The organism is Actinoplanes hulinensis (assembly GCF_019429605.1).
Lineage (GTDB): Bacteria > Actinomycetota > Actinomycetes > Mycobacteriales > Micromonosporaceae > Actinoplanes > Actinoplanes campanulatus.
The window spans coordinates 56,765-78,334 of sequence record NZ_JAHXZI010000017.1 but is presented as its reverse complement, the minus strand read 5'-3'; the positions used below and the strand labels follow the sequence as shown (position 1 = coordinate 78,334).

Here is a 21,570-nt window from a genome sequence, read left to right as displayed (position 1 = left end):
CGGTGCGTTGATCCTGCCGACAGTTGAGGGGGGTCCTTGCGCAGGCAGCACACGACACCGGACGCGTACGGCAGGGAACTGCTGGAACGCTCTTGGCGGCAACTGACCGCCGTGGCGGCCACCGGGCCCGCCACGGCCGCCCTGCACACGCGGTCGGCGGCGGCCCGGACACTACTGGCGTACGCCACCGCCCGCCGCTCCGCCGACGAGCTGGTCGCCGCCGCGCGGGAGGGACGGCTGTTCCAGGACGCCGACCCGTGGACGCTCGGCGAGCTGGCCCGGGTGGTGGCGTGCCAGGATCTGTATCCCGGCGACCGGTCCGACGGGCTGGCCCTGTTCGACTCGCTGCTGCGTACCTTCGGGCCGGCCGGGGTGGCGCCCCTCCATCAGGGGCTGCACGCCCAGATCGCGTTCGCGGCCGGCGACCCGGTCCGCGTCGCCAAGCTGCTCGCCGACTATCCGGACGTGCCCGCGCCGGTCCGTGAGGCGCTGGTCGTCGACCTGGCCACCAAGGACGAGTGGCCGGGCCGGTTCGCCGGCCTGCTGCCCGCCCCGGGGCTGTCGCTGGACGGCGTGGCGGCGACCTCCTTCGACCGGATCCGGTCCGGGACGGTGACCCGCACCGGGTCGGCGCACCGGATCACCACGATCGTCACGACGTACCGGCCGGGACCGGAACTGATCACGGCGGTCCGGTCCCTGGTGGCGCAGAGCTGGACCAACCACGAGATCCTGGTCGTCGACGACGGGTCCGGGGACGCGTACGGGGCGGTGCTGGCCCGGGCGGCGCAACTGGACCCACGGGTGCGGATCATCCGGATGCCCGTCAACGGCGGCACCTACCGGGCCCGCAACACCGGCCTCGACCACGCGAGCGGCGAGTTCGTCACCTTCCAGGACTCCGACGACTGGTCCCACCCGCTGCGGCTGGAACGCCAGGTCACCCCGCTGCTCGCCGCGGACGGGCCGGTGGCGACCACCTCGGCGGCCATCCGGGTGACCGAGGACCTGGTGGTGACCCGGCCGGGGTTCGCCGAGTTCCGGTCGTACAACCTGTCGTCGCTGATGATCCGCCGGGAGGCCGCCCTGGACCGGCTCGGCTACCTCGACCCGGTACGCAAGGGCGCCGACGCCGAGTACGTGGAACGCGCCCGTGCCGTCTTCGGCCGCCCCGCCGTACGGCATCTGGACGCCGAGCCGCTGGCCCTGATCCGGCTCGGCGCCGGGTCGCTGTCCGGCGCCGACATCGGGCCGGGCTGGATGATCCCGGCGCGGCACGCCTACCTCTCCGCCTTCCAGGCCTGGCACACCCGGGTCGCCGCCGGGCAGGAACCGGCGGTCCGGCCGAGCGCGCCGGAGCACCGGCCGTTCGCCGTGCCCCGCGGTCTGGCCGGGGACGCGGCGGACCGGCGGTCCACCTTCGACGTGATCCTGGCCGGTGACTGGCGGATCCGCGGCGACCTGGCCTGGCCGGTCGCCGAGCGGGTACGGGCGGCGCTCCGGCCCGGCCGCGCGGTCGCCGTGCTGCAACTCGACGAGCTGACCGGCGTCGCGGGCCGCCCGGCCCGGATCGATCCCGGCCTGCAACAGATGATCAACGCCGGGGAGGTGGACCAGGTGGTGCTCTCCGACGAGGTGCACGCCCGGTTGATCCTGGTGCACGGCCCGGCCGGGCTCGGGTTCGCGCCCGGCACCCCGTCCGGGGTCCGCGGCGACCTGGTGGTCATCGAGTCCGACCCGGCGTGGGCTCCGGCCGCCGCCCACTGCGCCGCCGAGGCCCGCCGGCTGTTCGGCGTCGAGCCGCTGTGGGCGCCCACCGGACCGTCGTCCCGCGGCGGCCTGACCGCCGGCCCGTTCGGCGCCCGGCTCACTGCCGCCGACGTGCCCGGCACCGTCGACCTGCGCCGCTGGCAGCTGCACCGGCCCGGCCCGCGCGCCGACCGCCCGGTGATCGGCCGGATCTGCGCGGGCGGCCCGGCGGAATGGCAGCGGCTGCGCAGCATCCTGCCCCGGTCCCCGCAGGTCGACGTCCGGATGCTGGACCTCAACCGCCCGGCCCAGAAGCCGACCCGCGGCTGGCTGGTCTACCGCCCGGCCGACCTGGACACCCGCGGATTCCTCCACCAGCTGGACTTCTACCTGCATGTGCCGCCGGACGACGACCCGGCCGACCCGGGCTGCCCCGAGGTGCTGATCGCCATGGCAGCCGGCTGCGTACCGGTCCTGCCGCACCGGTTCAGCCCCGACTTCGGCCCGGCGGCGGTCTACGCCGACGCCGAGGACGTCCCGGCCGTGATCACCCGCCTGCACGGCGACCGGGCCGCCCTGCTCGCCCAGAGCGAGCGGGGCCTGGCCTTCGCCGAGTCCCGTCACGCCCACGCCCGCTACGGGGACGCGGTCACCGCCCTCCTCAAAGGGTGACGGGTCGTTCACCGCAACCGTGTGGTGACGGGAAGGCACCCGACGTAAGGATCGAGCCCGCGCGGCGGCCGCCGATGAGAAGGGGGCAGGGCCGGAACCCCCTCCCGGCCCGCGCGGTGCCCCCGCACCGCGCGCGTGCCCCCGTCCGTCACCCCACGGGCGGGGGCACGCCCCGTCTCACACCCGCGGCAGATGCGGCTCCATCAACGGGGCGACGACCTTGGCGTACGCCTCCGTCAGGTGGTTGCTGTCCCGGTAGACCAGGGTGTCCCCGACCACGAGCGGGCACTTCGCGGCACACAGCCACGGCACCGGGTCGACCACCGGGATACGGGCGGCCACCGCCGTGGCGCGCTGGATCTCCCGCCACCGCGGCTCGGGCAGCACGTCCCGGCGCGGGGCGGCGCAACTGGCAATCGACGTCGACCGGGTGCTCAGGCAGTCGGCCGGCACCACCGTGAGGAACGGCGTGTCGACCAGCATCGTCACGTTCCGGGAGGCGCGTTTCAGGGCGGCCAGGGTGCGCACCCAGCCGGTCTGCCAGACGGCGTCCGGTGCGGCCGACGGGTCGGCCAGCACCTGCCGGTAGTTGACGCTGGACGAGACCACCACGAGCCCGGGCCGTAGTCGCGCGATCCGGGTCAGCACCTCCCGCCGCCAGTCGTCGCACTCCAGGTAGCGAGCCCGGGCCCGGCGCTCGTTGACGGCGATCTCGGCCGGGCTGCACGAGCTGCGGGTGAAGTTGTAGAGCCGCCAGCCGTGCCGCTCGGCGAGCGCCTCCATGGTGGGGAACCACTGGAGGGCGTGCGAGTCGCCGAACAGCACCACCACCCGGTTCGAGGCGCGGTCGCCGTAGGCACAGTCGCTCTTCGGCCGGAACGGTCCGGACAGCCCGACGTGGCAGCCGTCGAGTTGCGGAGCGAGCCGCTGCCGGGCCGCCCCCGCCAGCGTGGGGTTCAGGTTGCGCGGCAGGTCGGTGGCGGTCTGCCCGGCGAGGAGCAGCCGGTTCAGGGTGATCGCCGGGTTCCCGGCCGCGGCGACGGCCCGCCGCGCGTCGGCGGCGGCGCCCTTGGCGGGGACGGCCGGCGGGTGGACCATGCCGGCGCCGGCGATCGCGGCGGCCGCGGCGGACAGGCCGAGGCCGAGGAACAGGCCGCGACGGGGGCGTACGGTCCACAGGCGGTGGTGGCGCACCGGGTTCTCCAGCAGGTGGTGGCTCGCGACGGCGAGTCCCAGTGCCACGGTGGCGGCGGCGGTCCGGGTGGCGAGGCCGGCGGGCGCGATCAGCAGCAGCGGCCAGTGCCAGAGGTACCAGCCGTAGGACATCCGGCCGAGCCAGCGCATCGGCGCCGTCTCCAGCAGCCGGTTGCCGTTCGCGGCGATGACGGCGACGGTGCCGGCGACCGCGAGCCCGGGGAAGGTGTGGCCCTCGTCGGCGGTGACCGCCCCGACCAGGACGGCCGCGAGCCCGGTCCAGCCCAGCCACGGCCGTTCCCGCCGGATCGCCAGGTAGCTGAGGATCGCGCCGGCGCCGAGTTCCCAGGCTCTCCCCTCCGTACCGAAATATCCGGTTTTTTCAATGCTCCAGACGAACGAGGCGACCGTGCCTGCGGTGAGCACACCCAGCGCCCACCGGCCCCGGGCCAGCAGGAGGATCAGCGGCCAGGCCAGGTAGAACTGCTCCTCCACGGCCAGTGACCAGAAGTGCTGGAACGGCGACGGCGCCGGGTCCCCGAAGTAGTCGGTCTCGGCGCCGGCGAGACGCAGGTTCATCGTGTAGGTGGCGGCGGCCAGCGCGTCGTGCGCGAACGAGGCGAACCGGATGGGCGGCGCCCAGAGCCAGGCGCCGGCCAGGCTCACCAGGATCACCAGGGTGGCCACCGGCAACAGCCGGACGGCCCGGCGCGCGTAGAACCGCACCAGATCGACCCGCCCGGTCGACGCGATCTCCCGGCGCAGCAGCGTGGTGATCAGGAACCCGGAGACGACGAAGAAGACGTCGACGCCGAGGAACCCGCCGGCCACCCCGGGCACGCCCACGTGGGCCAGGACGACGAGCAGCACCGCGACGGCGCGCAGCCCCTCGATGTCGCCCCGGTACGCCGGGTGCGCCGCGGCGGGCGCCGGACGGTTCCGGCGCCCGGGCAGCGTGACGGTCATGCTCAGCCGCGGGTGGCGGCCATCGCCGGCGGCCGGGCGAACGCCAGCACCGCGTGCCGGCCGAGCAGCTCACCCTCCCGGGTCAGCCCGTCGTACCGCTGTGTCCAGGCGGCCAGCGCGGCCTGCTCGTCGGGCCGCCCGGCGTCGTCGAAGACCACGGTGGCCCGGTCGGCGAGCCGCTTCTCGATCATGTGCAGGGCCGGGTAGCGGGCATCCGCGCCGACCGCCGCGGGCGGGCCGTCGATCAGCACGAAGTCGATGTCGTGCAGGTCGGCCAGCGCCTCCGGGTCGTACCAGGGATAGTCGCGGCCCTCGATGTTGACCGGGGCGAGCGGTGCGTCGCGCACCGTGGCGACCTTGGTCAGCCCGTGGGCGACCAGCGCCTGCCGGGTCCGGTTGGCGTACCCCTGCTCGTGGTCCAGCGAGACGAGCTTGCCACCGGACTTCTCCAGCACGTAGGCGATCCACACCGACGAGGTGCCGCTGCCCAGCTCCAGGACCAGGCGCGGTTTGCGGGTCCGGATCAGGTGGAGCAGCTCCAGCAGGCCGGTGGGGTTCAGCGCGAAGTCACCGGACGACGGCATCGGCGCCCGCGGGGTGAAGCCCTGGAACAGCTGGACGGTCGCCTCGAACTCGCGGGGCAGCGAGAGCACCTGGGCGGAGCCGGCCTTGCGCTCGGTGAGCTGCCGAACCCGGGCGACCGCCTCGGCCAGCTCCAGGTGCCGGTCACCGGCGGTGAGCCGTTCCCGCTCCACGGCGGCGATCAGGCGGCGCTGCATCTCCTCGACCGTGGTCCGCAGGTCCCGCTGGGCGGTGACGCCGGCCTTCTGCACCTTGGCGAGACGCCGGTACACCAGCAGCAGCCCGGCCACGATCACGCCGCCGAGCAGGGCGAGCAGGGCGACGGCGATCCGGTCGTACCCGGTGACCGCGGTGGCCACGGCCCCGGCGCAGAGGACACCGGCGGACACCGGCACCGCGATCTGTGGGCTGGTCAAACGTGGCAGCCGGCGACGTGTTCGGCTCAGGGTGCTCATGCTGACAACTCCTCCTGGGTGCACTTCCCCCGGGGTAACGGGGCGGGTCGTGGCCCCGTTACGCCCTCGGCCGGCGCACTCGGGAGCAGAGCGCCGAGCCGTTCGGCCAGAAGCCCGGGGCGATGGTCGCGTTCGACGGCCGTCCGGGCCCGCCGGCTCAGCGCGGTGTAACCGTCCGGATCGGACTGGTAGCGGCGCACGAGGGCCGGCACGTCGGCCGGGGCACAGGGCGTCGCGGCGTCGCCGAACGCGTACGCGAGACGCGGCGGCACCAGCACCACGCAGCCGGTGGCGGCCGCCTCCAGGGCCGGCCGGGACACCAGCTCGACCGCCTCGTCCGGAGGGAAGTGCAGGTAGAAGTCGAGCTGCGCGGCGAAGGTCTGGGGGTCCAGGTCGGCCGCCTCGTAGACCAGCCACGACGCGGGCACGGCGGACGGTCGCAGCGGGCTCTCCGGCAGCCTGAGCCGGACGTCGGCACCGGCGCACCGGCGCGGCACGTCCAGCGCCACGGCCAGGTCGGCGGGCCACTCGGCGGCGTCGCACAGGTCGGTGCCGATCACGGCCGGGCCGAGCGGGTCGGGCAGTGGACGGGCCACGTCGTGCGGCTCGACCACGACCGGCAGGTCGAAGGCGGTCAGCTCCACGCCGTCCAGCAACGCGCGTACGCCCCGGTCCTGCGGGCACCAGAGGGGGTCGGCGCCGAAGAGCCGGGCGGCCGCCGCGCCGGTCGCGTCCACGGTGTACCGGCGGTCGGCGCCGTCCCGGCGGGCCGGAGCCCGGTCGGCCACCACGAGCACCCGGCCGGGCCGGATCCGGCAGCCGTCCTCCGGCGCGAACTGGAGCACCTCCGGCTGCCGGACCAGCACCATCCCGGCCTCGACCGGATCGGTCTCCAGCACCTGGTCCAGCCGGCCGGCGTTGATCAGGCGCTGCACCCCCGGGCTGAGGCCGCGACGCTGCCGGTGCACCGAGCGCAGCGCCTCCAGGTGCAGGATCGCGACCGTTCGGCCGGCCTCGCGCAGGGCGGCGATCTCGGCGAGCGCGGACCGCTGGACCCCGGCCAGGAACCGCCAGTCGGCGGCGACCACGACGTCGTACCGGCGGGCCGCCGTGCCGCCGCTGAGATGGGCCGGCGCCACGAACGGGCGGTCGGCGCCGGACCGGGCCCGGTGCAGCGGACCGGCCGAGGCGTGCCAGCACCGGTACGCCGACATGTACGCGGTCCGCGCCGGGTGCATCCAGTAGGCCCGGATCTCGGCCCGCGACAGGGAACCCTCGGAGAGCCGGATCAGGGCCAGCGTACGGCTGACCCGCCGGACCGCCCGCTTGCCGAAGACCGTCTGGATCCGCTCCAGGAACTCCGAGTCGGCGGCCTTGCGCACCTCGTCGAACCAGCCGATCCGCCCGATCACCGGCTCCCGGCGGAACAGCAGCGACGACACGTTGACCCGGCCGCGCCGGATCCCCGGGCGGGTCATCACCAGCTGGTCGGTGACGCTGAGCCCCTCCGAGGTGGAGGCCACCACGGCCGGGTCGTCGAGCAGCGGCCGCAGTTGCAACTCGATCCGGCGCGGATGCGACCAGTCGTCGGAGTCCTGGAAGGTGACGAAGTCGCCGCGGGCCACCTCCAGCCCGGCGTTGCGGGCCGCGTAGGTGCCCCCGTTCTCCGGCAGCCGGACCAGTCGCACCCGGGGATCCAGGTCCTCGGCGGCGGCCAGGACGGCGTCGTGCTCCGGCGGCGACGCGTCGTCCACCACGATGATCTCCAGGTCCGGCCAGGACTGGGCGGCGATCGACCGGACCGCGGTGAGCAGGCCCGGCCCGGGCCGGTAGGAGGTCACCACGACCGTGACCCGCTCGCCACCCGTCTCCGCGGGCTGCCCGGCCGATCCGGCGAGCCGGTCGAACGGGGTCCGCTCGGGGGCGGCCGTCAGCACCGGCGGCGGGTCCGGGAAGAGCCGGCCGAACCGGGCCAGCCAGACCTCCTCCGGGACCGATCCACCGGCGTACGGGTTGGCCAGGTCGATCTCCAGCGCCTCCCGGGCCGGGGCCGGCATCCGCCGGTACGCCCCGAGCAGCTCCCGTGCCTTCTCCGGCCCCTGCCAGGCGTAGGCCAACTGGGCGTGCAGGGCCTGGTGCTCGGGCGGGAGGGCGGACCGCAGCAGCCCGTACAGGGCCAGCGCGTCGTCCCGGTCGCCGGGCAGCTCCTCCTGGAGGGCGATGGTCTGTGCCAGCCCGGCGAGACGTGCCGGGTCGGCCCGGCGCCGCAGCCGGCGCGCGTCGCCCGCCCGGGCCGCCTCCAGCGCCTCCTCCAGGGTGACGCCGGCCGCGCGGGCCAGGACCCGGCGGGCCGCCACCGAACGGGTGCGCATCGCCGAGTTCGGCAGCGAAACCTCCGCCCCGGCGCCCGCCAGGGCCACGTGATCGTCCAGCAATGCGACCGGCTGCGCGTCAGCCATCGGCTCTCCGTCCGTACCCGGTGATGATCCGCTCGGATCAACGCCGGGGTGACGGCCCGGGTGACGCTAGACCGCCGCCAGGACGGCCGCCGCCACCCGGTCCCGGTCCGCCGGGGACCATGTGCCGACCAGGTAGAACGCGTCCACCACGTCGGTGCCGAGCGTGGAGATGCGGGCGGCCCGGATCTCCGCGCCGGCCTCGTCGAGGGCGTGCGTCACCCGGTACAGCAGGCCGGGCGAGTCGGCCGCGCGCAGCTCCAGCACGACCGCGTCGGTGGCCACGTCACGCTGCCAGACCACCCGGGGCGAGGCGGTGCCGCCGCGCGCGCTCATCGCGCGGGCGCGGACCCGCTGGGTCACCGAGACGTCGCCGGCGCCGACTCGGCGCAGATCGGCCGCGAGAGCAACCGGATCGTACGGCGACCCGTACCGCGGTTGGGTGTAGAACTCGACGATGGCCCGCCCGTCCACCGTGACGGTGTTGGCGCCCACCACGTCGAGCCGGTGCATGGCCAGGCAGGCGGCCACCCCGGCGAGCAGCCCGCGCCGGTCGGCGGCGGCCACCGCGACCCGGTCGCCGTCCAGGTGCACCACCGGCAGCGTCCCGTCGAGCAGTTCCGGGTCGGGTTCCGGCGGTTCCGGGAGGGCGCCGGTGTCGAGGGCGGTCTGCACCTTGCCGACCAGTTCGGCCATCAGCCGGCCCTTCCAGTCCGACCAGGCGGCCGGTCCGGTGGCCCGCGAGTCGGCCCGGGCCAGCGCGTGCAGCAGGTCGACGGTGGCCGGGTCGCCGATCGCCTCGGCGACCGGGGAGATGGTCTTCGGGTCGCTCAGGTCGCGGCGGGTGGCCACGTCGGGCAGCAGCAGGTGCAGCCGGACCATCTTCTCGACGGTGGCCACGTCGGCGGGCGGCAGGCCGATCCGGGTGGCGATCTCGGCGGCGATCGGGGCGCCCACGATGCTGTGGTCGCCGGGCAGTCCCTTGCCGACGTCGTGCAGCAGCGCGCCGATCAGCAGCAGGTCGGGCCGGTCCACCTCGCGGGTGTAGGCGGTCGCCTCGTAGGCGGTCTGCACCAGGTGCCGGTCGAGGGTGTACCGGTGGATCGGGTGGTGCTGCGGGAGGCTGCGCATCCGGGCCCACTCGGGCAGCCAGGCGTCGATCAGGCCGTACCGGTCGCAGGTCTCCCAGGTGGGCAGCAGGCCCGGGCCGGAGCCGAGCAGCGAGACCAGCGCGGCGCGGGCGGCGGGCGGCCACGGGGTGGGCAGCGGCGGGCAGAACGAGGCGAGCCACTCGCTGGTGGCCCGGGCGATGGGCAGCCGGACGATGGCGGCCGCGGCGGCCACCCGCAGCGACAGGCTGGGGTCGGGCACCGGCCCGATGGCGGTCCGGGCGAGGACCAGCTCACCGTCCTGTTCGACGACGTCCCGCGCGACCGGGCGGCGGGACGGCGGACCGGACGGGCCACCCCGGCGGCGGCCGCCGCGCAGCCGGTCGATGGCGCGCCAGGCGTCGTCGACGGCGTGCGCGACGGTCCGGGCGTCACCGGACACCCGGCGCAGCAGCGTGTCCGGGTCCTCGATGTCGAGCAGGTCGGCGACGGCCTTGCGCTCCTGGGCGACGAGCCGGTCCACCCGGCGGCCGACGGTCAGGTGCAGGGCGTCGCGGGTGTCGAGCAGGCGCAGCGTGGCGGCGCGCACGGCGGGCCGCATGGTGTCGGCGATCCCGGCCCGGCCGACGCCGCGCAGCAGGGTGACGTCGCGTAGCCCGCCGGACGCCTCCTTGAGGTCGCCCTCGAGCAGGAAGGCCAGCTCGCCGTGGCTGGTCCATCGGGCGGTGGTGAGTTCCTTGAGCTGTGGCACGAGGCGTACCGCGGTCCGCCGCCACTGGTCCGAGGCGGCCGTGATCAGCTCCTCGGAGAGCGCCGCGTCGCCCGCCACGTGCCGGGCGTCGAGCAGGCCGAGGGCCACCTTCACGTCGTCGTGGGCGACGGCGAGCGCCTCGGGGAGGGTTCGCACCGAGTGGTCCAGGCCGAGGCGGGCGTCCCAGATCGGGTACCAGAGGGCGGAGGCGATCCGGTCGACACCGGCCGCGCCGCGGTGCAGCAGCACCAGGTCGAGGTCGCTGTACGGCGCGCAGTCGCGCCGGCCGAGCCCGCCGACGGCGAGCAGGCTGACCCCGGGCAGGTGGGACGGAAAAAGCTGCCTGAGCCAGACGTCGAGCGCCGCCGCCCGCTCGTCGCGGGCGGCGGCGCCGATGTGTTCCTTGAGCTTGTCGAGTGAACCGCCTGCGGCCGGGCGCGCCGGAGGGGCCGGCGGCTCACTCAACGGGTTCGTCATGGGCTCAGAGGGCGTCGAGGCCGCGCTCGCCGGTACGAACCCGGACCACCTCGTCGACCGAGGTGACCCAGACCTTGCCGTCGCCGATCTTGCCGGTCCGCGAGGCGGTGACGATGGCGTCGACGATCTTCTCGACGTCGATCTCGTCGGTCAGCACCTCAACCTTGATCTTGGGCAGGAACTCGACGGTGTACTCGGCGCCCCGGTACACCTCGGTGTGGCCCTTCTGCCGGCCATATCCCTGTACCTCGCTCACGGTGAGCCCGGCGACGCCCAGGGCGTGCAGAGCCTCCTTCACCGCGTCGAGCTGGTACGGCTTGATGACCGCGGTCACCAGCTTCATGCTCAGTCCTTCCATCGCTGCAGCCATCGGGGGAATTTAGCCGGAAACCTTCTGGCTGACGGAAGCCTTGCCGTCAGCGTCCACGGTCTCCTTGTGGCCGATGCCGGCGAGGGCGAACGCGCCGCCGTTGCCGGAGCCCGCGGCCGGGGTGAACTCGTAGCCGGTCTCACCGTGTGCGGCGATGTCGATGCCGCCGACCTCGGACTCCTCGCTGACGCGCAGGAGCTTGACGGCCTTGAGGATGAAGGCGAGGACCAGTGCGACCGCGAAGGAGTAGACCGTGACCAGGGCGCTCGCCTCGAACTGGCGGAGCAGCTGGGTGGCGCCGCCGCCGTAGAAGAGACCGTTGCTGGCGTTCAGGATCTTCTCGTCGGTGATGCCGGAGTTGACGGCGTCGGTGGCGAAGAAGCCGATCGCCAGCGAGCCGATCCAGCCGCCGACGAAGTGGACGCCGACCACGTCGAGCGAGTCGTCGTAGCCGAACCGGTACTTGAGGCCGACCGCGAGGGCGCAGACCGCACCGGCGACCAGACCGATGAGCACGGCCGGCAGCGGGGCGACGAAGCCACAGGCCGGGGTGATGGCGACCAGACCGGCGACCGCGCCGGAGGAGGCGCCGACCAGGGTCGGCTTGCGGTCCCGGATCCACTCGACGGCGACCCAGCCGAGGAGCGCGGCGGCGGTGGCGACCTGGGTGTTGATGAAGGCGATGACGGTGGTGCCGTCGACGGTCAGCTCGGAGCCGGCGTTGAAGCCGAACCAGCCGAACCACAGCAGGCCGGCGCCGAGGGCCACGAACGGCACGTTGTGCGGCCGCATGTTCTCCTTCGGCCACCCGATGCGCTTGCCGAGCACCAGCACCAGGGCCAGGGCCGCGGCGCCGGCGTTGATGTGCACCGCGGTGCCACCGGCGAAGTCGAGAGCGCGGATCGTGGTGCCGATGAAGCCGCCACCCCAGACCATGTGGGCGACCGGGATGTAGACCAGGGTGAACCAGCCGAGCGCGAAGAGGACCCAGCCGCCGAACTTCATGCGGTCCGAGACCGCGCCGCTGATCAGCGCGACGGTGATGACGGCGAACATCATCTGGAAGACCAGGAAGGCGTACGTCGGGATGCCGGTGTTGGCCCCGAAGAACAGCCACTCCTCGCTGATCTTGGCAACATCGGTACCGAGGTAGTCGAAGTTGCCGATGATGTTCTGGAGCCCCTCGCTCTCGTTGACACCGAAGGCGAGGGTGAAGCCGTAGACGACCCACAGAACGCTGACGAGCCCGATGGCGGAGAAGCTCATCATCATCATGTTCAGGACGCCCTTGGACCGGTTGAGGCCACCGTAGAACAGCGCCAGACCCGGTGTCATGAGCAATACGAGCGCAGACGACAGGAGCAACCAGGCGGTATTGCCGGTGTTGATCTCCACGCTGCCTCCTCTCGGAATTGAGGTGTCCTCTCACACCGGACCTGGGGCAACGTCGCCTGTCGGCCGGTTCGGCGGGAAGCCTTCCGGTCGGCTGTTTCGAGCACGGTCTACGCGCGATTTCCAGAACGTCACGCGTTGTTTCCGACGTGTGAAGAAAAGCTCACAGTCGATGTGATCAAGCCCTCTGAGCTGCGACGATATCGTCGTTTTCGCCCGGCTCGGGACACTTCGGCGGGGCTCAGCGCAGCGCGTACTCGAGGATGTGGCGCTCGTAGTCGAGCAGGCGGAGATCGCGCATCGGGCGGCGCAGGTGGCCCTTGTGCACGATCCGGACGAACGCCGGATCACCGGCCGCGGCCATCCGCCGGATCCCCTCGACGTGGTCGACGATCCGTTTCCGGATGGTCCGCACCAGCCGGTGCCGGTCCCGCGGGATCAGCCCGTACGCGTCCGCGAACAACCGCAGCCGCCGCGGCCGGTTGGGCCGTTTCCACCCCAGCGTGTACGAGTCCCGGTCGCTGAACAGGGGCACCCAGGTCCACGCCGCGTAGGCCACGTCGTAGAGCCGGGACCCGGGCGAGGACAGATCGAAGTCGATCAGCGCGAGTGTCCCGTCCGGCCGCCACACCACGTTGTGCGGGGCGGCGTCGTGGTGGCAGATCACCTCGGTGTCCGGCGGGGGCGGCCCGAACGAGCGCCAGACCGCGCCGGGCGGTGGGACGAAACCGTACTGCGCGTCGTGGAACATCCGGAGCATGGTGGCGACGGTGACCAGCGCCTCCTCGGTCACCCAGTGGGGCGCCAGAGGGTATTCCCCGCACTCGCCGTCCAGGTAGGAGAGGACCTCCCGGCCCTTCTCGTCCATCCCGAGGGCACGCGGCGAGCCGGTGAACCCGACCCGCTCCAGGTGATGCAGCAGGGCGTGCACGGCCGGCGTCCACGGCCCCGCGTTGCGCCGGACGGTGTCACCGATCCGGGAGACCGTGCTGACGTTGCCACCGTGCAGCGGTATCTCGCGCACCGGCTCATGCGTCACTCACGGCCTCCCACAGTCAGACCCATCCGACCGCCCCACCCACCGCCCGTAAAACGGAAGGAAAGGCCTGTTCCTCTGGGGAGCCTACGCGTCCCCACCAAGGAGGGCCTCGACGAACGCGGCGGGCTCGAACGGCGCGAGATCGTCCGGACCTTCACCCAGTCCCACCAGCTTGACCGGGATCCCGAGTTTCCGCTGCACGGCGATGACGATGCCACCCTTGGCGGTGCCGTCGAGTTTCGTGAGCACCACTCCCGTGACGTCCACCACCTCGGTGAAGACCCGGGCCTGCTCGAGACCGTTCTGCCCGGTGGTGGCGTCCAGCACGAGCAGCGTCTCGTCGACCGGGCCGTGCTTCTCCACCACCCGCTTGACCTTGCCCAGCTCGTCCATCAGGCCGACCTTGTTCTGCAGGCGGCCCGCGGTGTCGATCAGCACGGTGTCCACGCTCGTGTCGATGCCCCGCTTCACGGCGTCGAACGCCACGCTGGCCGGATCTCCCCCCTCCGGGCCACGGACGGTCTCGGCGCCGACCCGCTCACCCCAGGTCTGGATCTGGTCGGCGGCGGCCGCCCGGAACGTGTCGGCCGCGCCGAACAGCACGGTACGGCCGTCGGCGATCAGCACCCGCCCGATCTTGCCGCAGGTGGTGGTCTTGCCGGCCCCGTTCACGCCGACGACCAGGACCACGGCGGGCCGGCCGTCGTGCGGGGCGGTCCGCAGGCTGCGGTCCATCTCCGGCTCGAGGGCGGCGACGAGTTCCTCGGCGAGCTGGTCGCGCACCTCGGAGACGCTCCGGGTGCCGAGGATCCGGACCCGCTCCCTGAGCCGTTCGACGATCACCTGGGTGGCCTCGACCCCCACGTCCGCGGTGATCAGGCTCTCCTCGATCTCGTCCCAGTCGTCGTCCTCCAGGTGGTCCCGGGAGAGCACGCTGAGCAGGCCCCGGCCGAGCACGGTCTGCGATCGGGCCAGCCGGGCGCGCAGCCGGACCAGTCGGCCGACCGAGGGCTCCGGCTTCTCGAGGACCGGTTCCTCGACGACCACCGGCGCCGGCGGCTCCTCGGCCACGACCGGCGCGGGCGGCTCGATGAGCGGCGGGATCTCCTCCTCGACCGGCGGCACCGTCGGCGCGGCGGGCGGGCGCTCCAGGGTGGTGGTCGAGCCCGGTGCGGGCGGCGGCGGGAGCTCGCGGCGGCGCATCCTCGGCACCACCAGCCCGACCGCGCCCACGACCAGGACGACGAGCAGGATCACTGCGGCGACCACGTATTCCATGCCCGAATCCTGACAGATGAGCCGTCCGGCCGTGGGAGAGGTCACGCACTGGCGATTCCGGGCCGTCGTGCCGGAGGATGGGGCGCCCCCTTCGACAGCGTGGAGGACCCCCCATGCGGCACATCCCCGGACCGGTCCGGTGACCGCTCAGCTACTCATCGGCCCGGTGCTCCGCCGGGTCGTCGACGACCGCGCCACCCTCTGGCTGGAGACCAGCGAGCCCGCTTGGGTGCGGGTCGAGGTGGAGACCGCGGGCGCAGGCTCGGCACAGACCTTTTCGGCGTACGGGCATCATTACGCTCTCGTGGTGGTGGACGGCCTGTCCCCGGATTCCGCGAATCCGTACCGGTTGTTCCTCGACGACCGGCAGGTCTGGCCGGAGGCCGGCGCGGAGCACCCGCCGCCGGTGATCCGCACCCGGGCCGCCGACGACCGTGAGCAGCCGGTGAGCCTGGTCTTCGGCTCGTGCCGGGAGGCCACCCCGTCGGCGAGCAGGCGCCGGCTGCCCCCGGACGCGCTGGACGCCTACGCCCGCCGTCTGACGACCGACCCCACGCAGCGCCCCGACCTGCTGGTCCTGCTCGGCGACCAGGTGTACGCCGACGAGACCTCGGCCAAGGTGCGCCGCTTCCTGCGCCGGCGTCGCCGCGACGGGCACGCCGGCCCGGAGAACCAGGTGGTCTCCTTCGAGGAGTACACGAAGCTGTACCTGGAGTCCTGGCGTGACCCGGAGGTGCGCTGGCTGTTCAGCACCGTGCCGAGCGTCATGATCTTCGACGACCACGAGCTGATCGACGACTGGAACACCTCGGCCTCCTGGCGTGCCGACATGGCCCGGGAGCCGTGGTGGCGGGAGCGGATCTCCGGTGGCCTCGCCTCGTACTGGATCTACCAGCACCTGGGCAATCTGAGCCCGGACGAGCTGGCCGCCGACCCGCTGTTCCAGAAGGTCTCCGCCGCCGGGGACGCCACCGAGTTGCTGCGTGAGTTCGGTCACCGGGTGGACGAGCCGGAGTCGGCGGAGAACACCGACGTGCCGTACCAGTGGAGTTTCGCCCTCGATCTGGGCCGGACCCGGCTCGTGGTGCTGGACAACCGCTGCAACCGGGTGCTCACCCCGGGCGCCCGGGCGATGCTGCCGCCCGCCGAGTGGGACTGGTTCCTGGACCGTGCCCACGGCGACTACGACCACCTGGTGGTCGGCTCGTCGCTGCCGTGGCTCATGCCGCCGGCCATCCACTACCTGGAGGCGTGGAACGAACGGCTCGCCGAGTCGCACCGGCCCCGGGCGGCCGCGCTCGGCGAGAGGATCCGGCGGGCCTTCGACCTGGAGCACTGGGCCGCGTTCGGCAAATCGTTCGCGGCGCTGGGCGAGCTGTTCCGGCGGCTCGGTGAGGGCGATCCGGCCGCCGAGGGACACCGGGTCGGCGCCGGCGGGGTGTACGCGGCGCCCGCCTCGATCAGCGTCCTCTCCGGTGACGTCCACCACTCCTACGTGGCCCGCGCCGACTTCGGTCACGCCATGACGACGCCGGTGTACCAGCTGACCTGCTCGCCGATCCACAACGAGGTGCCGCTGCCGATGCGCCCGCTGATGCGGATCGCCTGGTCGCGCGCGGTCGCGCAGGTGGCTCGTGGCCTGGCCCGCACCCTGTCGGTGCACAAGCCGGCGCTGCGCTGGAAGCGGCTGTCCGGCCCGTACTTCGGCAACGCGGTCGGCACCCTCCGCCTGGAGGGCACGACCGCGTCCGCCCGCATCGAGGGCACCACGAAGGACGGTGCGCTGGTCGAGGTGGCGGCCGCCGACTACCACCCCTGACCGCGCCTCACTCCGGCAGGTCGAGGACCTTGCGCAGATAGGGGACGTGCTCGGGCCCGGCCCAGCGGTAACCGGACAGCCCGGCCGAGCGCGCCCCCCGGATCACCCGGTCGTCGTCGTCGACGAAGAGCACGTGCTTGGGCAGTTCGCCGATCGCCTGACAGGCCTGCTCGAAGTACTCCGGGGCCGGCTTGTGGACCTTCAGCTCCCATGAGCTGAGCACCAGGTCCACCTCGGCGGTGAGCCCGAGGGCGTCCAGGTCGCCGCGGAGCCGGTCGGTGGCGTTGGTGGCGATCGCCACCTTCCGGCCGCCGGCCCGCACCTCCCGCACGAAGGCGAGCACCTCCGGGTCCACCTCGCCCCGGTACGCCTGCCAGGCCGCGACCGCCGCGATGGACTCGTCCGCGGACAGCGGCAGCCGGTCGGCGACCAGCCCCATCCACTCGGCGTCGGTGATCTCCCCGGCCATCGCGGGCCGGTAGATGTCCCACGACATCGCCGTCTCCAGCAGCGAGGCGGGTTTGAGCCCGTACTCGACCTCGACGGCGATCATCGGGGCCGGATCCCAGCGGCGCAGCACGCCGTCCAGGTCGATCAACAGGGCCTGGGCGCGGTCGCGCATGCTTTTCCCTACTCCTCCGGGTCGCGGACAAGGCGCTGGCTGATCACCTGGGTGACGCCGGCGCGCATCGTGACGCCGTACAGGGCGTCCGCGACCTCCATCGTCCGTTTCTGGTGCGTGATGATGAGCAGCTGGCTCTTCTCACGGAGCTGCTGGAAGAGGGTAATCAACCGGCCCAGGTTGACGTCGTCGAGGGCCGCCTCCACCTCGTCCATGATGTAGAAGGGCGAGGGCCGGGCCCGGAAGATCGCGCAGAGCATGGCCACCGCGGTCAGCGAGCGCTCGCCACCGGAGAGCAGCGACAGCCGCTTGATCTTCTTGCCCGGCGGCCGGGCCTCCACCTCGACGCCGGTGGTGAGCATGTCCTCCGGGTCGGTGAGGATGAGCCGGCCCTCACCACCGGGGAAGAGCACCTGGAAGACGGCCTGGAACTCACGTGCGGTGTCCTCGAAGGCCGACGTGAAGACCTCCAGGATCCGGTCGTCCACGTCCTTCACGACGGTGAGCAGGTCCCGGCGGGTGGCCTTGAGGTCCTCCAGCTGGTCGGAGAGGAACTTGTACCGCTCCTCCAGGGCCGCGAACTCCTCCAGCGCCAGCGGATTGACCTTGCCGAGCAGGGTGAGGTCCCGTTCCGCCTTGTTGGCCCGTTTCTCCTGGGTGGGCCGGTGGAACGGCACCGGCTCGGGCGCCGGCTTGCCGTCCTTCTCGGCCTGCGCCACGTCGGCCTGGGTCGGCGGCACCAGCTGGTCCGGGCCGTACTCGCTGATCAGCGTCTCGACGTCGAGCGAGAAGTCCTCGGCGGCCTTGGCCTCCAGCTGGTCGATGCGCATCCGCTGCTCGGCGCGGGCCATCTCGTCCCGGTGCACCTCGCTGGTCAGCCGCTCCAGCTCGGCGACCAGGCGCTTGGCCGTCGCCCGTACCTCCTGGAGCTCCGCCTCCCGGCTGGTCCGCGCCTGCGCGAGCTGGTCGCGGTGCTCGGCCGCCGCGACCACGGAGACCGCGACCCGTTCCAGCGCGGCGGCCGCACCGAGCGCGACCGCGCGGGCGATCTCGGCGCCTCTCGCGCGCGCGGCCCGCCTCGCGGCGGCCCGTTCCCGGGCCTGCCGCTCCGCGTTGGCCTGGCGCATCAGCGAGTCGGCCCGGCCCGCGATGGAGGAGACCCTCTCCTCAGCGGTACGGACGGCGAGCCGCACCTCCATCTCGTTCTGCCGGGACTGCGGCACCAGGGCGGCCAGCCGGTCGCGTTCCTCGGTGGACGGCTCCTCGTCGAGCGGGGTGTCCTCGGCCAGCCGCAGCCGCTCCTCCAGCTCGGCCACCCGCATCAGGTCGGTCTCCCGGGCGGCCTGCGCCTTCTGGAGGGAGGCCCCGAGCCGCTCGGTCTCCGCCCTGGCGGACCGGGCGGCGGCGCCCAGCTCGGCGAGCCGGCGGGCGGCCGCGTTGCGCTCGCCCTCGGCGGCCCGCTTCTCCTGGGCGGCCACGCCGACCGCCTGCTTGAGCTCGGCCACCTCGGCCCGGGCCTCGCCCAGCCGCTCCTTGATCTCGGCGATGCTCTGCTCGGCGGTGGCCCGCCGGGCCTTGGCCTCGTCGACCGCGGCCTGCACCTCGATGTAGCTGGTGGCCTTCGCCGAACCGCCGGCCGCCGCGTGGGCGCCCAGCACGTCGCCCTCCGGCGTCACGGCACGCAGCTCGGCGTTCGCCGCGATCAGGCGCGCGGCGGCGGCCAGGTCGGGGACCAGCACCACGTCGCGCAGCGCCCGGTTGAGCGCGGGCCGGATCTGCTCCGGGCAGTCGATCACCTCGGGCGCCCAGACGGCGCCCTCCGGCAGGTTCGGCCGCAGGCTCGCGAGCGAGCCCCGCATGCCCGGCCCGGCGGATCCGGCGACGACCAGGTCGGCCCGGCCCGCGTCGGCGATCTTGAGGGTACGCATGGCCTCGATCGCCTCGTCCACGCCGGCCAGGGCGACCGCGTCGGCCAGCCCGCCCAGCGCGGCGGCGAGCGCCACCTCGTGACCGGGCCGGACCGTCAGCATCGAGGCGAGGCTGCCCAGCAGCCCCGGCACCTGACCGGCCCGGGCCAGCAGCGCCCCGGCGCCGTCCTTGCGCTTGAGGCCCATGGCCAGGGCTTCCTCGCGCGCCTTCCAGCTCGCCGCGTCCTTCTCGGCGGCCCGCTCGGCGTCGTTCAGCTCGCGGACCACGGCCGCGGCCCGGTCGTGTGCGGCAACCGCCTCGTCGTGCCGCGCGTCCAGGTCGGCGTTGTCCCGGTCGGCCTCCGTCGACTCGGCGGAGACCAGGTCGACCTCGGCCTGGGCGGCCTCGGCCCGCATCATCGCGTCGTCGTGCGCGGCGGCGAGCCGCTCGATCTCCTCGGCCGCGCTGCTGGTACGGGCACGGGCCGCGTTCACGTTGCCGGCGAGCTTGGCCAGGCCCTCGCGCCGGTCGGCGATCGCCTTGGCGGCGGTCCGCAGCTCGCTCTCCGCGGCGGCCAGCTGGCGCTCCAGATCCTGCCGGTGCTCCACCGCCTCGGCCAGGCGCATCTGGTCGTCGGTGAGCGCCTCGCGGAGCTCCTCCTCCTGCTCGCGGACCTGCTCGGCCTCGGCCTCCAGCATCTCCGGGTCACGGCCGGGACGCTCGTCGTCGGGGGTGGCCGCCAGGTGCCGCAGCCGCTCGGTGGCCAGCTGCTCGGTGGACCGGAACCGCTCCTGGAGGGCGGACAGCTTGTACCAGGTGTCCTGCGCCGCCTGGAGCAGCGGAGCGTCCTCGGCGTGCGCCAGCTCCAGGTCGGCCAGCCAGCGCTGGACCTCGCGGTTCTCCTCCTCGACCTGGCCGCGCCGCTCCCGCATCGCCGACTCGTCGGCGATCTCCCGGTCCAGGGTGGTGCGCAGGGTGTGCAGGTCGTCGGCCAGCAGGCGCAGCCGGGCGTCGCGCAGGTCGGCCTGGATGCCGGCCGCCCGCCGGGCCACCTCGGCCTGCTTGCCGAGGGGCTTCAGCTGCCGCCGCAGCTCGGTGGTCAGGTCACCCAGGCGGTTCAGGTTGACCCCCATGGCGTCCAGCTTGCGGATCGCCTTTTCCTTGCGCTTGCGATGCTTCAGTACGCCGGCCGCCTCCTCGATGAAGGCGCGGCGGTCCTCGGGCTTGGCGTGCAGCATGGCGTCGAGCCGGCCCTGCCCGACGATGATGTGCATCTCCCGGCCGATGCCGGAGTCACTGAGCAGTTCCTGAATGTCGAGCAGCCGGCAGGAGTTGCCGTTGATCTCGTACTCGCTCGCGCCGTCCCGGAACATCCGGCGGGTGATCGACACCTCGGTGTACTCGATCGGCAGAGCGCCGTCGTTGTTGTCGATCGTGAGGGTCACCTCGGCCCGGCCCAGCGGCGCCCGCCCGGCCGTGCCGGCGAAGATGACGTCCTCCATCTTGCCGCCGCGCAGCGCCTTGGCGCCCTGCTCGCCGAGAACCCAGGCGATGGCGTCGACGACGTTGGACTTGCCGGAGCCGTTCGGCCCCACCACACAGGTGATGCCGGGCTCCAGCCGCAACGTGGTGGCGGAGGCGAAGGACTTGAAGCCCTTGACCGTCAGGCTCTTGAGGTGCACGGATCTCCGAGAAGGGTCGGCCGGGTACGTCTGCTGGGAGGCAGGCTACCCGCCGGTGCTGTCCAGCAGCGGAATCACGTGGGTAAAAAGCTGCGCGCCGCCACGGGAGTGGAGGCGCGCTTTTTCTTCGGTGCGTCTGGTGTGCGAGGGGATGGTGACGCCGGCCGGACTACCCCGCAGTACCCACCGGCATCAGGATGGAGCTCAGGTCAGGGCGGGCTCGGTCAGCCGCGCGAAATCGTCTGCCTCCACCGCTGCCGCGGCGAGACGATCATTCTCCGCCCTGAGGCGGGTGACCTCGAACTCCAGGGCCTGCACCCTGGAACGCAGTCGGGTGACCTCGTCGAGGAGGCGCCGGTCGGGCGCCGCACCTACGTGGCCAAAGAGGGCCTTCGCCATCGTGACTCCTTGTGACGCGCTGCGTCTCGATTTGTGATGCGTTGCCGGAAAGGCCGGCCAACGTGGCGCCCAGCGAGCTGACTCAGTACGCAGTAACCAACTCAGTGCGAACTGAACGCACCACATGTTCACGGGCACGCGTGAACACAGAATCCCGCCAAGAACACAGCGAGGCTCTAGATGGTGCAACGACCCAAGCCACGAATGATCCGGGGCATGAGTGGGCGCGACTGGCGACAACTCCATAGTCCGCCGATACCCACTCTCCGTCAAGCCGGGGCCGAGCCGGGGGCGTGCCGGAGTCGGGTGAGTCACGCCACCACAGCGCTTCAGCAGGGATTATGCCCCGCCGACGGGGATCTCGATCCCATCGGGCACCGCCATTTTCCGCAAGATCCGACGGTTCGGAACACGGGTCGGGGCGGAGCGCCCGAAGGGGTTCACGAGCCGGCGGCACGGCCACACCGCGGGCACGGACGGGTGGAGATCGACGGACGGTACGGGCACGAGCGCGGGAAGTAGGCGCGCACGTCATGGCCTTTCGGGTAAAACCGGGCAAAGCTGGCCGACAAACCGGTACAAATAGTACGTAATTGTGTCGCCTAGCCGACATGCTCCGGTGACTTCGGCGGTTTGTGTCGTTGCCTCCA

13 protein-coding genes are annotated in these 21,570 nt (G+C 73.1%); 2 read left to right on the top strand and 11 right to left on the bottom strand.

The features are described from left to right. Positions 1-36 precede the first annotated feature (36 nt). Entirely contained in the window at positions 37-2,421 is a 2,385-nt protein-coding gene (locus tag KZ829_RS29565; protein ID WP_220147178.1) for a glycosyltransferase family A protein, read from the top strand. A gap of 177 nt (positions 2,422-2,598) precedes the next feature. On the opposite strand, the gene KZ829_RS29560 is transcribed toward KZ829_RS29565, so the two are convergent. The 8 genes from KZ829_RS29560 to ftsY form a co-directional block, all read right to left on the bottom strand. Further along, complete coding sequence (locus tag KZ829_RS29560) at positions 2,599-4,581, bottom strand: acyltransferase family protein (protein ID WP_220147177.1); 1,983 nt, start codon at positions 4,579-4,581, stop codon at positions 2,599-2,601. A 2-nt stretch (positions 4,582-4,583) separates the two neighbouring features. Next, positions 4,584-5,618: an O-methyltransferase gene (locus KZ829_RS29555; RefSeq protein ID WP_220147176.1), complete on the bottom strand. Its 1,035-nt coding sequence runs from the start codon at positions 5,616-5,618 to the stop codon at positions 4,584-4,586. Next, positions 5,615-8,077, bottom strand: a complete 2,463-nt coding sequence (locus KZ829_RS29550; RefSeq protein ID WP_220147175.1) for a glycosyltransferase family A protein — start codon at positions 8,075-8,077, stop codon at positions 5,615-5,617. The genes KZ829_RS29555 and KZ829_RS29550 overlap by 4 nt, the downstream gene beginning before the upstream one ends. A gap of 66 nt (positions 8,078-8,143) precedes the next feature. Continuing rightward, positions 8,144-10,411, bottom strand: a complete 2,268-nt coding sequence (locus KZ829_RS29545; protein WP_220147174.1) for a [protein-PII] uridylyltransferase — start codon at positions 10,409-10,411, stop codon at positions 8,144-8,146. A gap of 4 nt (positions 10,412-10,415) precedes the next feature. Beyond that, positions 10,416-10,754, bottom strand: a complete 339-nt coding sequence (locus KZ829_RS29540; protein ID WP_183216535.1) for a P-II family nitrogen regulator — start codon at positions 10,752-10,754, stop codon at positions 10,416-10,418. A gap of 36 nt (positions 10,755-10,790) precedes the next feature. Next, complete coding sequence (locus tag KZ829_RS29535; protein WP_308285713.1) at positions 10,791-12,176, bottom strand: ammonium transporter; 1,386 nt, start codon at positions 12,174-12,176, stop codon at positions 10,791-10,793. Between the two features lie 238 nt (positions 12,177-12,414). Then, positions 12,415-13,212: an aminoglycoside phosphotransferase family protein gene (locus KZ829_RS29530; RefSeq protein WP_183216539.1), complete on the bottom strand. Its 798-nt coding sequence runs from the start codon at positions 13,210-13,212 to the stop codon at positions 12,415-12,417. Positions 13,213-13,296: 84 nt separating this feature from the next. Beyond that, entirely contained in the window at positions 13,297-14,490 is a 1,194-nt protein-coding gene (ftsY, locus tag KZ829_RS29525; RefSeq protein ID WP_220147173.1) for a signal recognition particle-docking protein FtsY, read from the bottom strand. Positions 14,491-14,629: 139 nt separating this feature from the next. Here ftsY and KZ829_RS29520 point away from each other — a divergent pair, with 139 nt between their 5' ends. After that, the gene (locus tag KZ829_RS29520; protein ID WP_220147172.1) at positions 14,630-16,309 is read left to right on the top strand and encodes an alkaline phosphatase D family protein; all 1,680 of its coding nucleotides are present in this window, start codon (positions 14,630-14,632) and stop codon (positions 16,307-16,309) included. 7 nt (positions 16,310-16,316) lie between these two features. On the opposite strand, the gene KZ829_RS29515 is transcribed toward KZ829_RS29520, so the two are convergent. The 3 genes from KZ829_RS29515 to KZ829_RS29505 all read right to left on the bottom strand — a co-directional run bounded on the left by KZ829_RS29515 (position 16,317) and on the right by KZ829_RS29505 (position 20,920). After that, complete coding sequence (locus tag KZ829_RS29515; protein WP_220147171.1) at positions 16,317-16,931, bottom strand: HAD family hydrolase; 615 nt, start codon at positions 16,929-16,931, stop codon at positions 16,317-16,319. Positions 16,932-16,939: 8 nt separating this feature from the next. After that, entirely contained in the window at positions 16,940-20,521 is a 3,582-nt protein-coding gene (smc, locus tag KZ829_RS29510) for a chromosome segregation protein SMC (protein WP_220147170.1), read from the bottom strand. 204 nt (positions 20,522-20,725) lie between these two features. Next, a complete protein-coding gene (locus KZ829_RS29505; RefSeq protein WP_183216550.1) occupies positions 20,726-20,920 on the bottom strand; it encodes a hypothetical protein in 195 nt (64 codons plus the stop codon). Positions 20,921-21,570: the final 650 nt, after the last annotated feature.